General features: G+C 73.3%; 13 protein-coding genes and 1 riboswitch. Of the genes, 7 read left to right on the forward strand and 6 right to left on the reverse strand.

All coding sequences use genetic code 11. The annotated features are described in order from the left end of the window. Positions 1 to 4: 4 nt before the first annotated feature. Together thiS and thiO are read right to left on the reverse strand one after the other, a co-directional pair. Positions 5 to 205 (reverse strand): sulfur carrier protein ThiS, encoded by a 201-nt coding sequence (gene thiS, locus ABT057_RS37520; protein WP_352348376.1) that lies wholly within the window; start codon positions 203 to 205, stop codon positions 5 to 7. Further along, positions 202 to 1,368: a glycine oxidase ThiO gene (gene thiO, locus ABT057_RS37525; protein WP_352348377.1), complete on the reverse strand. Its 1,167-nt coding sequence runs from the start codon at positions 1,366 to 1,368 to the stop codon at positions 202 to 204. Before thiO ends, thiS begins: the two co-directional genes overlap by 4 nt. Beyond that, positions 1,366 to 1,477: riboswitch (TPP riboswitch) on the reverse strand. It overlaps the preceding gene by 3 nt. Before the next feature lie 52 nt (positions 1,478 to 1,529). Here thiO and ABT057_RS37530 point away from each other — a divergent pair. From ABT057_RS37530 to ABT057_RS37555, 6 genes are all read left to right on the forward strand, one after another. Beyond that, complete coding sequence (locus ABT057_RS37530) at positions 1,530 to 1,883, forward strand: avidin-fold protein (protein WP_352348378.1); 354 nt, start codon at positions 1,530 to 1,532, stop codon at positions 1,881 to 1,883. A 28-nt stretch (positions 1,884 to 1,911) separates the two neighbouring features. Beyond that, positions 1,912 to 3,153 carry an NAD(P)/FAD-dependent oxidoreductase gene (locus tag ABT057_RS37535; protein WP_352348379.1) on the forward strand — a complete coding sequence of 414 codons (1,242 nt, stop codon included), beginning with the start codon at positions 1,912 to 1,914 and terminating at the stop codon, positions 3,151 to 3,153. A 55-nt stretch (positions 3,154 to 3,208) separates the two neighbouring features. Beyond that, positions 3,209 to 3,574 (forward strand): Rv2175c family DNA-binding protein, encoded by a 366-nt coding sequence (locus tag ABT057_RS37540; RefSeq protein ID WP_352348380.1) that lies wholly within the window; start codon positions 3,209 to 3,211, stop codon positions 3,572 to 3,574. A gap of 74 nt (positions 3,575 to 3,648) precedes the next feature. Next, positions 3,649 to 4,296, forward strand: coding sequence for a thiamine phosphate synthase (gene thiE, locus ABT057_RS37545; RefSeq protein ID WP_352348381.1), 648 nt, complete (start codon positions 3,649 to 3,651; stop codon positions 4,294 to 4,296). 118 nt (positions 4,297 to 4,414) lie between these two features. Continuing rightward, positions 4,415 to 5,338 (forward strand): methylenetetrahydrofolate reductase [NAD(P)H], encoded by a 924-nt coding sequence (gene metF / locus ABT057_RS37550; RefSeq protein WP_352348382.1) that lies wholly within the window; start codon positions 4,415 to 4,417, stop codon positions 5,336 to 5,338. A 56-nt stretch (positions 5,339 to 5,394) separates the two neighbouring features. After that, positions 5,395 to 6,420, forward strand: a complete 1,026-nt coding sequence (locus ABT057_RS37555) for an SCO2102 family sporulation regulator (RefSeq protein ID WP_352348383.1) — start codon at positions 5,395 to 5,397, stop codon at positions 6,418 to 6,420. A 66-nt stretch (positions 6,421 to 6,486) separates the two neighbouring features. Here ABT057_RS37555 and ABT057_RS37560 read toward each other — a convergent pair whose 3' ends face one another. The 4 genes from ABT057_RS37560 to ABT057_RS37575 all read right to left on the reverse strand — a co-directional run bounded on the left by ABT057_RS37560 (position 6,487) and on the right by ABT057_RS37575 (position 11,966). Further along, a complete protein-coding gene (locus ABT057_RS37560; RefSeq protein ID WP_352348384.1) occupies positions 6,487 to 7,959 on the reverse strand; it encodes a phytoene desaturase family protein in 1,473 nt (490 codons plus the stop codon). A gap of 536 nt (positions 7,960 to 8,495) precedes the next feature. After that, complete coding sequence (locus ABT057_RS37565; RefSeq protein WP_352348385.1) at positions 8,496 to 9,122, reverse strand: TetR/AcrR family transcriptional regulator; 627 nt, start codon at positions 9,120 to 9,122, stop codon at positions 8,496 to 8,498. A gap of 44 nt (positions 9,123 to 9,166) precedes the next feature. Further along, a complete protein-coding gene (locus ABT057_RS37570; protein WP_352348386.1) occupies positions 9,167 to 11,251 on the reverse strand; it encodes a YhgE/Pip family protein in 2,085 nt (694 codons plus the stop codon). Next, positions 11,223 to 11,966: an ATP-binding cassette domain-containing protein gene (locus ABT057_RS37575; RefSeq protein ID WP_352348387.1), complete on the reverse strand. Its 744-nt coding sequence runs from the start codon at positions 11,964 to 11,966 to the stop codon at positions 11,223 to 11,225. The genes ABT057_RS37570 and ABT057_RS37575 overlap by 29 nt, the downstream gene beginning before the upstream one ends. 176 nt (positions 11,967 to 12,142) lie before the next feature. Here ABT057_RS37575 and ABT057_RS37580 point away from each other — a divergent pair, with 176 nt between their 5' ends. Then, on the forward strand, positions 12,143 to 12,706 hold the full coding sequence (locus ABT057_RS37580) for an SAV_6107 family HEPN domain-containing protein (protein WP_352348388.1): 564 nt from the start codon (positions 12,143 to 12,145) through the stop codon (positions 12,704 to 12,706). The last annotated feature ends 40 nt before the right edge of the window (positions 12,707 to 12,746 follow it).

Here is a 12,746-nt window from a genome sequence, read left to right on the forward strand (position 1 = left end):
GCGCTCAGCCTCCCTGCACGGCGGTCAGGACTTCCACACGATCGCCGTCGGCGAGGGCCGTCGCGGACCACTCCGCGCGCGGGACGACGGTTTCGTTCAGCGCGGCGGCCACTCCGGAGGGCGCCGGCGACAAAGACCGTACGACGCTGTCGAGGGCCGTACCGGGAGCGACCACCCGCCGCTCACCGTTCACCGAGATGTTCACGCGGGCTGCTCCGTGAGGACGGCGGCACCGAAGCGCCGCGGAGTGAAGGGGCGGACCTCTTCGGGGAGTTCACCGGTGACCAGGGCGTGCGCCATGGCGTCCCCGGTCACCGGCGTCAGCAGTACCCCGTTGCGGTGGTGCCCGGTCGCCAGCAGCAGCCCGTCCAGTTCCGTCGGCCCGAGCAGCGGCGCGTTGTCCGGTGAGCCCGGCCGCAGCCCCGCGCGCGTCTCCGTCAGCGGCAGCTCGGTGATCCCCGGCACCAGCTCGTGCGCGTCCCGCAGCAGCTCGTACACGCCCCCCGCCGTCACCGTCGTGTCCCAGCCCAGTTCCTCGCTCGTCGCGCCCACGACCAGCTCACCGTTCTCCCGCGGCACCAGGTAGACCTGGCTGCCGCGCACCACGGCCCGTACGGTCCGGCTCAGGAACGGCGCGTGAGCGGGCGGCACGGTCAGCCGCAGCACCTGCCCCTTCACCGGCCGCACCGGCGGCAGCACGTCCTGCGGGACGCCCGCGAGCCGCCCGCTCAGGCTCCCCGCCGCCAGCACCACCTGCCCGGCGTCCAGGGCGGCACCCGCACGCGTCACGACCCCCGCGGCCCGCTCGCCCGCCACGGAGAGCCGTTCGGCCCACGCCCGGTGGAAGACCACGCCCGTCCGCTCGCAGGCGACGACGAGCGCGTCGGCCAGCCGCCGGGGATCGATCTGGTGGTCGCCGTCGACACGGAGCCCGCCCCGCACGCCGGGTGCGAGCATCGGCTCCAGACGCCGGCAGTCCCGTCCCGCGAGCCACTCCGACTCGAGCCCCGACTGCGCCTGCAACGCGTGCAGTTCGCGCAGATGGGCACGGTCGTCGGCGTCCAGCGCGACCGCGAGCGTGCCGCACCGGCGGTAGCCGAGATCCTGGCCGGTCACCTCCGTCAGCTCCGCCGCGAACTCCGGATAGCGGCGGGCCGAGGCCAGGTTCAGACCGAGCAGGGTCTGCTCGCCGTGGTGCAGTTCGGTGACCGCGGCCAGCATCCCGGCCGCCACCCGAGCGGCCCCGCCGCCCGGCTCGGGGTCCACCACCGTGACGGCGAACCCGCGCTGCGCGGCCCGCCACGCCGTGACCAGCCCGATGATCCCGCCCCCCACGACGAGGACGTCTGCTGTGCGTGTACGCGACATGGGCGTCCAGCCCCTCCCTTCGCCGGCATGACCCGGATCAGGTTCGTACGGTCGGAGGCCGCCAGCCTCCCTCTCAGCCCGGTGCGTCCGGGCTCCCGCGAGTGCTCTACTGGGGCCACCCTAGCCCGACGCCGTATGCCTCAGTAAGGGAGCCTCCGCCCGTGCCGCGTTCGCTCGACGGTCTCGTCCTCGCCCCCGTCACCGACCAGGCGCCGGGCCAGGTCGGCACCCGCACCCGCTTCACGTACCACGAGCGCGACGGTGTGATCTGGGCCGACTACGCGGGCGGCGACGTCGTACGCGGGCATCTGGTGGGTACCCGGGAGGGAGACCGGCTCGACTTCCGGTACGTCCAGCTGAAGCACGACGGGTCGACGTCCGCCGGGCACTGCGTCTCGACCGTCGTCGAACTGCCCGACGGGCGGGTGCGCCTGGACGAGACCTGGGCGTGGGAGTCGCAGGAGGGCAGCGGTACGAGCGTTGTGGAGCAGGTCACGGCGCAGACCACTGACTGACTCTTCGTCAGTTGTCTATGGTGATCAGGTGAGCGAGCAGACGCAGGGAGAAGACAGGCCGGGCGGGCGGCGGGTGGTCGTCGTCGGCGCGGGGATGGCCGGTGTACAGACCGCGGTCGCGCTGCGCGAACAGGGCTACGACGGCGACGTCACACTGATCGGTGCCGAACCCCACCAGCCCTACGACCGGCCACCGCTCTCCAAGGCCGTCCTGCTCGGCAAGGCGGAGGGCTCCGCCTTCGACGTCGACTTCGAGAGCCTCGGCATCGAGCTGGTGCTCGGCCGCGAGGTGCTCGGGCTGCGCCCCGCCGACCACGAGGTGGACACCGAGGCCGGCCCCGTCCCGTACGACATCCTCGTCCTCGCCACCGGCGCCGAACCGGTCCGGCTGCCCGGCGCCGAGGGCGTGCCCGGCGTCCATCTGCTGCGCACCCTCGACGACGCCGAGCGGCTGCGGCCGGTGCTCGCCCGCCAGCACGACATCGTGGTCGTCGGCGCCGGCTGGATCGGCGCGGAGTTCGCCACCGCCGCGCGCGAGGCGGGCTGCGCGGTCACCGTCGTGGAGGCCGCCGACCGGCCCCTCGCAGGCGCCCTGCCCGCCGAGGTCGCCGCCCCGATGACCTCCTGGTACGCCGACAGCGGCATCGTTCTGCGCACCCACGCGCGCGTGGCGGCCGTCGAGCCCGGCGCGGTCGTCCTGGACGACGGCTCCCGGCTGCCCGCCGGCGCCGTCGTGGTCGGCATCGGCGCCCGCCCCGCCACCGCCTGGCTGGCCGGTTCCGGCGTCGAGCTGGGCGCCCACCGCGAGGTGGTGGCCGACGACCGTCTGCGCACCTCCGTGCCGGACGTGTACGCGGTCGGCGACTGCGCCTCCTTCCCCTCGGGACGGTACGGCGAGCGGCTGCTCGTCCACCACTGGGACAACGCCCTCCAGGGGCCGCGCACGGTCGCCGCGAACATCCTCGGCGCCGCCACCGACGAGCCCCCGGTGGTCTACGACCCGGTCCCGTACTTCTGGTCCGAACAGTTCGGCCGCTTCGTCCAGTACGCCGGCCACCACGCCGCCGCCGACACGCTCCTGTGGCGCGGCGACCCGACCGGACCGGCCTGGACCGTGTGCTGGCTGCGCGGGGACCGCCTGATGGCCCTGCTGGCCGTGGGCCGGCCGCGCGACCTCGCCCAGGGAAGGCGCCTGATCGAGGCCGGCACGCCCATGGATCCGCGGCTGCTCGCGGACCCGGCGCGACCGCTGAAGGCGGCCATCGCGTAGCGGGGACGGCCCGTCCGGCTTCCGACTGTCAGTGGCAGATGGCAGGCTTGTTGTCGTGACCGAGATTGACGCAAAGATCGATGCTCTCGTCCCCGCCTGGCTCACGCTGCCCGACATCGCGGAAATGCTCGATGTCGACGTGACGCGCGTCCGGCAGCTGGTCAAGGAGGGCCAGCTCATCGCCGTACGCCGCGGGGAGAATCGTGCGCTGCACGTCCCCGCCGCCTTCATCGACGGGGACAAGGTCGTCAAGGGCCTGTCCGGGACCCTGACGCTCCTGCGGGACGACGGCTTCTCCGACGAGGAGATGCTGGAGTGGCTCTTCACCCCCGACGAGAGCCTGCCCGGCACCCCCGCGCAGGCCCTCAGCGAGAATCGCGGCACGGAGGTGAAGCGCCGCGCCCAGGCGCTCGCCGTCTGACCAGCACAGCAGAGCCGACACCCGGTGCACGGGGGCCCGACGCCCCCGTGCGCACCTCCCTGGGGGACCTTCGTATGCCTGACACCGCCCGCGGCCGCCTCGCCGACGCCCGCCTCTACCTGTGCACGGACGCCCGCACCCGCCAGGGAGACCTTCCGGAGTTCCTGGACGCGGTCCTCGCCGGCGGTGTCGACATCGTGCAGCTGCGCGACAAGGGCATCGAGGCCGCCGAGGAACTGGAACACCTCGAGGTGTTCGCCGACGCCTGCGCCCGGCACGGAAAGCTGCTCGCGGTGAACGACCGGGCGGACGTCGCCCATGCCGCCCGCGCCGACGTCCTCCACCTCGGCCAGGGCGACCTGCCCGTCCCCGCGGCCCGCGCCCTCCTCGGTGACGACGTCCTGATGGGCCGCTCCACCCACTCCGACGCGGAGGCCCGCGCCGCCGCCGTCCAGGAGGGCGTGGACTACTTCTGCACCGGCCCGTGCTGGCCCACCCCCACCAAGCCCGGCCGGCCCGCCCCCGGCCTCGGTCTGGTCCGCTCCACCGCCGCCCTGGGCACCGACCGCCCCTGGTTCGCCATCGGCGGCATCGACCTCGCCAACCTCGACGAGGTGCTCGACGTGGGCGCCCGCCGGGTGGTGGTCGTGCGCGCGATCACCGAGGCGGACGACCCGGGAGCCGCGGCCGCGGAGTTCACGAAGCGGCTGCGTCAGCTCTGACCGGCGGGGCGGTTTCCGGCCGGAACGCCTGTCCGAAGGGTGGACAAACAGGCCGACAATTCGGGCAAATGCCCCACGTTCGGTTGGGTGACCGTCGCCCCCTGGTTAACCTGCGGGTATGGCCTTTGGAACCGCATCCACCCGGACGGACCGCGCACGCACCGTGCGCGACATCCTGGAGACCGGCAAGACGACGTACTCGTTTGAGTTCGCCGCGCCGAAGACGCCCAAGGGTGAGCGGAGCCTGTGGAACGCGCTGCGCAGGGTCGAGGCGGTCGCCCCGGACTTCGTCTCGGTGACGTACGGCGCCGGCGGCTCGACCCGGACGACCACGGTCAAGGAGACCCAGCAGATCGTCGTCGACACCACGCTCACGCCGGTCGCGCACCTCACCGCCGTGGACCACTCCGTCGCCGAGCTGCGCAACATCATCGGCCAGTACGCCGACGCCGGGATCCGCAACATCCTCGCCGTGCGCGGCGACCCGCCGGGCGACCCGATGGGCGAATGGGTCCCGCACCCGCGGGGCCTCACCTACGCCGCCGAACTCGTCCGGCTCATCAAGGAGGCGGGCGACTTCTGCGTGGGCGTCGCCGCCTTCCCCGAGATGCACCCGCGCTCCAGCGACTGGGACAGGGACGTCGAGCACTTCGTCGACAAGTGCCGGGCCGGCGCGGACTACGCCATCACCCAGATGTTCTTCCAGCCCGAGTCCTACCTGCGGCTGCGTGACCGGGTGGCGGCGGCCGGCTGTGCGACCCCGGTCATCCCCGAGATCCTGCCGGTGACGAGTGTGAAGATGCTGGAAAGGCTGCCCAAGCTCAGCAACGCCCACTTCCCGGCCGAGCTCAAAGAGCGGATCCTCACAGCCAAAGACGATGCGGCCGCTGTACGCTCCATTGGTATCGACTTTGCCACGGAGTTCTGCGCACGGCTGCTGGCCGAGGGAGTGCCCGGGCTGCACTTCATCACGCTCAACAACTCCACGGCGACGCTGGAAATCTACGAGAACCTGGGTCTGCACCACCCGCCGCAGGCCTAGACCGGTCGCACCCACATAAGACACACTGCGTAGCGGCCACTGGGAGAGGGGCGTACATGGGCTGGACGGTCCTCTACATCGCGTTCGGCATCGTCGCGCTGTGGCTGCTCGGCGAGGTGCTGCTGCAGTACAAGGCACGACTGCGCTGGCGGCTGCTCGCGTTCGTCGGTTTCCTCGGCGTGGTGCTCGGTGTCCTGATCCCGTCGGTCATCGTCATCGGGCTGGGCGCTGTCGCCTTCGCGGTCGGCCAGACCTACGTCACCCTGTCGTTCCGCCGCGGCTTCGCCGAGGGCTGGGCCGTCCGGCGCAATGACGGTGACGGTCAGGCCGCGCTGCCGGGGCGCCGCCGCGGCAAGGGCCAGGACGCAGACGACCACGACCCGTCCCTGGACGGCCCCGGCCCCCAGGCGGGCGAGGCGGCCTACGACGACGGGACCGCTTTCGGCGGCGAGGCCCCGGCCTACGGCCAGGACCCGGACTCCTACGCCGCCAAGGGCCCCTACGCCGACGACGACTTCGACCGCGACGACGTCTTCGCCCCGGCCGCCCGGGGCACCCAGCCCTCCGCCGCCGAGACCACCCAGGTCTACGAGCCGCAGCCCATGCCCGACGACACCAACGCGTACGGCATATACAGCGACGCGGCCTACGCCGCCGCCACCGGCCAGTCCCAGGACCAGTACGCGACGGCCGCCCAGGGCGCCGACCAGACCTACGGCTACGACGGCTACTCCGGGTACAACCAGCAGCAGTACGGCTACGACACCACCGGTGAGCAGCAGTACGCCGCCTACTCCGACCCGTACATCGGCACCCAGACCTACGGCGGGGGCTCCTACGACGCCGGCTACGGCCAGCAGCAGTACGGGCAGCAGGGCTACGGTCAGGACCAGTACGGCACCGGCGGCTACGGCGAGACCCCGGCCGGCGGGGTATGGGTCCCGCAACAGCGCAACACCGACGACCCGTTCGGCACCGACCTGCCGCCCGAGCAGCAGTACCCGTACCAGGGCGAGGGACAGCAAGGGCAGCAGGGGCAGCAGGGCCAGGGCAACGGCTACGACGACCAGTACCGGTTCTGACGCGCGCAGTATCGGTTCTCACAGGCGGTTCGCCGCGCTCACCGCTCGCCGCCTACCGCTCACCGCTCACTGCGAGCCCCGGAACTCCGGTCCCTCCACCACGAGTCCGGCCACCAGCGCGCCCGACATGCCCGCGTGCGGCAGCCCGCCGCCCGGGTGCGACCAGCCTCCGGCCGTGAACAGGCCCTGCAGGGACGTGGAGTTCGCCGGGTGCAGCAGCCGGCCCCCGGCCGCGGCCAGCGCCGGTGCCGGCACGGACCCGCCCGCCGCGCCGGTCTCCCGCGCGATGTCGGCGGGGGTGCGCACGGCACGCCACAGCACGCGCTCCCGCAGTCCCGGTACGGCCCGCTCGGCGGCCGACACCAGCGCCTCCACGTGCTCCTCGCGTATCTCCGCGCCGGCCGGGACCACGGCACTGAGCGTGACCGCCTCATGGCCGTCGTCCGGCACCAGGGCCGGGTCGTCGGGCCGCAGCACCGTGACCGTCGGCCGCTCGGGCACCCCCGGCGCCGCACCGAACAGGCTCTCCAGCTCGCCTTCGCGGTCCTGGGTGTGCACCACCGTGCGGTGCACGGTCCCCTCCGGGCGGCCACCGCTCAGCGCGAGCAGCACCGTCAGCCGGCTGGGCAGGCCCCGCTGAGGGGCGACCTCGGCCTCGCCGCGGACCGGAAGCCCCGGCGCGCTGCCGGGCGCGACCACGAAGTCCGCCTCCACCACCTCGCCGCCGCTCAGCTCCACGCCCGTCGCCCGGCCGTCCTTCTCCAGCACCCGGGCCACCTCGGCGCCGAACACGAACTCGACCCGGCGGGCCAGACAGCGCTCGTACACCGCCCGGGCCAGCTCGCGGATGCCGCCGCGCACATACCAGGTGCCGAAGGCGTGCTCCATGTACGGCAGTACGGCCGCGCTCGCCGGGGCGGTCCGGGGATCCAGCCCGTACGCGAGCGCGTGCCCCTCCAACAGGGCGGCCAGCCGGGGATCGCGCAGTTCCCAGGCGCCGACCTCGGCGAGCGTGCCGGCCCGGCGTGTGCGCAGCAGGCGCTTGTGCGGGACCGCCGGATAGGGCTCACGCTCCGCCAGCACCGACCAGTTCGGCCACTGGGGCTCCTCCAGCAGCGGGCGGCGGGTGCGGTCCCAGGCCTCGCGGGCCCGGACCAGGAAGTCGCCCCAGCGCTGTCCGGCGCCCGGGCCCAGTCCGGCGTCCAGGGCCGAGACGACACCCGCGCGCGAGGCGTTCGGCAGGGACACCTCGGTGCCGTCCGCGAAGACCTGCCGGGACGACGGGTCGACCTGGACCAGCTCGACGCAGGCCTCCAGCGGCTCCTTGCCGGTCTTGACGAACAGGTCCCGGTAGACCGCGGGCAGGGGGAGGATCCCCGGCCCGGTGTCGAAGCCGAAGCCGTCCCGCTCGAAGCGGCGCACCGCTCCGCCGTACGTCTCCGTACGCTCGTACACCGCCACCCGGTGGCCCACGACGGCCAGCCGGGCGGCGGTCGCCAGCGCGCCCATCCCGGCGCCGATCACCGCAATCCGTGCCATGCCCGCGACTTTATCGGCCGCCACCGACAGTGACGCCGTCAGCCCGGCGGGACTCCCGGCGGACGGGAGAGCCGCCGCTCCTCCCGCCGCCGCACCCGGGTGGAACACCGCGAAGATCCCGCTCACCCCGGGGAGTACGGACACGGACGCGTTCGTGACCAGAGGGCCGTGCGGAGTCGTGGGGTTGAGCACGCAGGTCTGAGTACACGTACCTAGGCAGGGAGTTGAGTACACGCGCGGATGGGGGCGGGCCTGCGCGAACGGGAGAGTGGAGGCACGGAAAGGGGCGCGGCTCCGGCACCGGCGACACGGGGCGCCGGAACGGAGCGGCCCTCGATCCGCTCCTTCCGCCGGCCGGTTCGTTCGGTTCGGCGGGAGCGAGGCACGGGGGTCCCGGGTGAACGACCGATCGGGGGAAACGGGGGATCGGGGGGAACGGGGATCGGGGGGAACGGGGGAGCAGAAGGAGGCGCCGGTTCGGGGTGGCCCGCGGGGGACGCGGCCACAGCGGACCGGCGCTTCTGCGTTCCCACCGCTCAGCGGCCGCCGCTCACCCGCCCCTGGAGCAGCCGCGACAGCGCCGCGTGGACGTCGTCCAGGGAGCGTTCCGGCTGGAAGGCCTGCCAGTCCAGGGCGGCCACCAGGACCATGCCGACCAGCGCGGACGCGGTCAGCTGGACGTCGATGTCCTCGCTGAACTCGCCGCTTTCGACGCCCTCGCGCAGCACGCCCTCGACGACGGCCACCGCCTGCTGCCGCACCACCATGAGCGTGGACTGCCAGGTCCGGTTGGTGCGCCACAGCTCGGCCACGTACAGCTGGGTGAAGGACGGGTAGCGCTCGATGAAGACGAGGCCCGCGCGGACCATCGCGTCGAGGGCGTCGACCCTGCTGCCGCCCTCGCGCGCGGTGTGCTCGGCGGCCTCCCGCAGGGAGGCGGTGAGCAGGCCGACGCCGTGTCTCAGCAACTCCTCGAAGAGGACCGACTTGCTGGCGAAGTTGTAGTAGACGGTGCCCTTCGCGACGCCGGCCCGCTCGGCGATCTCGTCCACCGTGGTGGCGGAGAAGCCCTGCTCGGCGATGAGTGTGACGGCCGCCTCGTAGAGCTTCTGCCGGGTGGCCTCGCGGCGGGTGCGGCCGCCCGACGTGGTGCTGCTTTCCATGACGTCGATTGTCACAGGAACCCGACCTCCCGTACGCCGGATCTTCACAGGCTCAGCTCCGGGTGCAGCCGGTCCAGGGTCCACACCTGGCGGCGGCGCGCCGCCAGGGCGGTCAGCGCGAGGGCGCCAGCCGTGAAGGCGACGAGCACCACGCACGCGTGCCACACCGGTTCGAGGCCGCCGCCCGTGATGAGCCTGCGCAGCGCCTCGACGACGTAACTCATCGGCAGGTACGGATGGACGGCGTTGAAGAAGCCGGGGCTGGTCTGCACCGGGTAGGTGCCGCCCGCCGAGGTGAGCTGGAGCATCAGCAGGGCCAGGACGAGGATCCTGCCCGCCGGGCCGAAGCGGGCGCCCAGCCACTGCACGAGCGCCGCGAAGCACGCCGTCACCAGGAACAGGAAACCCACCGTCCCGGCCGCGCGGGCCATCTCCAGGCCGATCGCCCAGTGCAGGACCGCCATCAGCGCCGTCGTCTGCAGCACGCCGATCGCGACCACCGGCAGCCAGCCCGCCAGCGCGATCCGCCAGGCCGGGGCGCCCGTGGCGAGCGCGCGCCGGTTCATCGGCGGGATCAGCATGTACGCCACCATCGCGCCCACCCACAGCGACAGCGGGATGAAGTACGGGGCGAAACCGGTGCCGTAGTTGGCCGCCTTGTGCAGGTCCTGGGAGGCGAGGCGCACGGGGTCGGCCATGACGCCGGTGCGCGCGTCGCGCTCCCGCTCGTCGTAGTCGGGGATCCGCTCGGCGCCGTCGTGGAGTCCGGCGGCGAGTTTCCCGGAGCCGTCGGAGAGCTTGTACATGCCGCCGCTGAGGTCCTCGGCGCCCGTCTCGAGCCTGCCGACGCCCTCGTTCAGGTCGGTGGCGCCGGCGCGGGCGGTGCCGAGGCCGGTGTGCAGCTCCTTCGCTCCCGCGGCGACCTTCCTGGCGCCCGCGTCGAGGGCGTTGATCCGGGTGACGGCGTCGTCGAGGTCCTCGGAGAGGTGCGGTGCCCGGTCGGCGAGGGCCAGGGCCTGCTGCTGGAGCGTGCCGAGGCGGGTGCGCATGGTCCTCAGGTCGCCGTCCTGGTCGGCGATCAGCGTGTCGAGGTCGTCCGCGACCGCGGCGACGTCGGCGGCGGTGTCCCCGGCCTTCTTCAGGTCGGCGCAGGCCGGGTCGGGCAGCACCGGGGTCTCGCAGCGTGCCGTGTAGACGGCGGCGAGGGCGTCGGAGGCGGTGTGCGCGCCCTTGGCGGCCGTCGGCGCGGCCTTGACCAGGGTGTCGAGGTTGTCCCGGACCACGCCGGCGGAGTCGGCGACCAGCCGGGCGGTGTCCCCGATGGCCTTCTCCTCGCCCTCGAGGAAGGGGCCCACCCTGGCGGCGACCCCGTTCACCTTGTCGGCGAGTGTCCGGGTGCCGTCCGCGACCTGCTGGGTGCCGGTCTGCAGGGTGCCCGCGCCCTTGTCGAGCTTCTCCAGTCCCGTGGCCAGCGAGCCGCTGCCCTTCCGGGCGTCCTTCAGTCCGTCGGCGAGGTCCTTGGAGCCCTTCTCGGCCTTGCCGATCCCGCCCTCGAGGTCGTCCGCGCCGTCGGCGGCCCTCGCGGTCGCGCCGTGGATGTCGGAGAACGAGACGAAGATCTTGTCCAGGAACGACCGTGACGCCTTGGTGGAGGCCGCCGTGCGCACCTCGCTGAAGACCGTCCGTGAGATCTGCCCGACGATGTAGTTGTTCGCGTCGTCGGTGCGCACCTGGAGGGCGCCCGTCCGGGGGGAGTCGCCCGCGTTGGAGGCGATCCGTCTGCTGAGGTCGGCCGGCATGGTCAGCGACAGGTAGTACGTCCCGTCCTCCATGCCCGCGCGTGCCTGCTCGGCGCTCACCTCGTGCCAGTCGAAGACCTCGCTGTCGAGCAGTCCCTCGGTGATGTCGTCGCCCGCAGTGATCCGCTTCCCGTCCGCGGTCGCCCCCCTGTCGTCGTTCACCAGCGCGACGGGGATGCGGTCGAGCCGGCCGTACGGGTCCCAGAACGACCACAGGTACAGCGCGCCGTACAGCAGGGGCAGCAGCAGGAGCGCGACCAGCGCGGCCCTCGGGAGCTTCCCCCGGCCGAAGCGGCGCAGTTCAAGCGCGGCGAGTTTCGGCGAGCGCATCGGTCTTCTCCTCCTCGTCGCTCTCGGCGGTCGTACGGGTGGACACGACGACGGTGTCCTCGGGGGCCTCGGCGCACACGGCCAGGACGGTGGTCCCGGACTCGGCGACGGACCTCAACAGGGTCCAGACCTCGGCGCGTTCGGCGTCGGAGAGCTTCAGGTCGGCGTCGTCGACCCCGAGCAGCGCCGGCCGTCCGACGAGCGCCAGGGCCACCGACAGACGCAGCGTCTCGGTCCGCTCCAGATCGCGTACGGCGGTCCGGGTGCCCTTGGGCAGGGTCTCGGCTTCGAGCCCGGCAGCGGTCAGCGCGGTGTCGATGCGCAGCCGCGCCCCCGCGGCCCGCTCCGCGCGCGGGCGCAGGAGTTCCCGTACCGAGCCGCCGAACCGCCGTTGCAACAGCGCCCGTTCGCGCAGGTGCTCGCCGACGGTGAGGGCCGGGTCGAGGTCGGTGACCCCGGCGACATGGGCGAGGGCGCTGACCCGGCGCACGGCCGCGAGCTGTTTCGGCAGCCGTGCCGTGCCGACGCCCGCCGTCCCCTCGGTGGCCTTCATCCGGCCCGTGAGGGCGAGCAGCAGACTCGTGCGGCCGGAGCCGGACGGCCCCTCGACCGCGATCAGCGAGCCGGGCTCCGCGTCGACGCCGACGCCCCGGAACGCCCAGCCGCGAGGTCCCTGAAGGCCGAAGCCCTCGGCGGTGATGCGGACGCCGTCCACGATCCCCCCTGCCGTCGAAAGTTTTTGAACTGACTGGTCAGTGCAAAAACTAACCCGAACCTTCGATCGAAGCAAAAGCCCAGGTCAGAACGGATTGTCAGTGGCATACCTCACGATGGGCACATACGGCACCACCGGACAGGTCGTGCCGTCACACCGACGACAGGAGGTTCGTCATGGCCAGTCACCACGCAGCCGCCGCACACCGGCGCCGCGCCACCGGCCCTGCCCCCTCACTGACCGGCCCGGCGAGCGACGTCCACCCCGTGCTGCGCCGCACCACGGCACCGCCCGCCGCCCTCGACCTGCTCGCCCAGGCCCGCGCGGGTCTGGAGGAGGCAGCCGTCCTCGAAACGCCCAACGAGCGTTACGCCACGGCCCACCTCGCGGCCCTGCGCACCGCCGCCGCGGTGCTCGCCGCGCGTGGCCGGCCCGACCCCTCGCCCCGGCGGCGGGCGCGCATCCGGAGCGCCTGGGAAGTGCTCCCCGAGATCGCTCCCGAACTGACCGAGTGGAGCGCCCTGTTCGCCTCCGGGGCCGGGCGCCGCGCCCGGGCCGAGGCGGGCATCCCGGGCGCCGCCGGCCGCCGGGACGCCGACGACCTGATCCGCGACGTGGCGATGTTCGTCCGCCTCGTCGAGCGCATGCTGGTCCTCCAGCCGGTCCTGCCTCAGCCCCGGCAGGACGGCGACGACCCGGACGGCAGGAGAGCGGGGCGGGCCATGCCGGACGCGGGGTGATCGTCCTCCGCGCGACGGGCCCGGCGGTGACCAGCCGGGG

This window comes from Streptomyces sp. NPDC002588 (assembly GCF_040295925.1).
Classification (GTDB): Bacteria; Actinomycetota; Actinomycetes; order Streptomycetales; family Streptomycetaceae; genus Streptomyces.

Coding starts and splice junctions, on each gene's coding strand:
- ABT057_RS37565 (WP_352348385.1), bottom strand. CDS start 9,122: ATGGAAAGCAGCACCACGTCGGGCGGCCGCACCCGCCGCGAGGCCACC.
- thiO (WP_352348377.1), bottom strand. CDS start 1,368: ATGTCGCGTACACGCACAGCAGACGTCCTCGTCGTGGGGGGCGGGATC.
- ABT057_RS37570 (WP_352348386.1), bottom strand. CDS start 11,251: ATGCGCTCGCCGAAACTCGCCGCGCTTGAACTGCGCCGCTTCGGCCGG.
- ABT057_RS37560 (WP_352348384.1), bottom strand. CDS start 7,959: ATGGCACGGATTGCGGTGATCGGCGCCGGGATGGGCGCGCTGGCGACC.
- ABT057_RS37580 (WP_352348388.1), top strand. CDS start 12,143: ATGGCCAGTCACCACGCAGCCGCCGCACACCGGCGCCGCGCCACCGGC.
- metF (WP_352348382.1), top strand. CDS start 4,415: ATGGCCTTTGGAACCGCATCCACCCGGACGGACCGCGCACGCACCGTG.
- ABT057_RS37555 (WP_352348383.1), top strand. CDS start 5,395: ATGGGCTGGACGGTCCTCTACATCGCGTTCGGCATCGTCGCGCTGTGG.
- thiE (WP_352348381.1), top strand. CDS start 3,649: ATGCCTGACACCGCCCGCGGCCGCCTCGCCGACGCCCGCCTCTACCTG.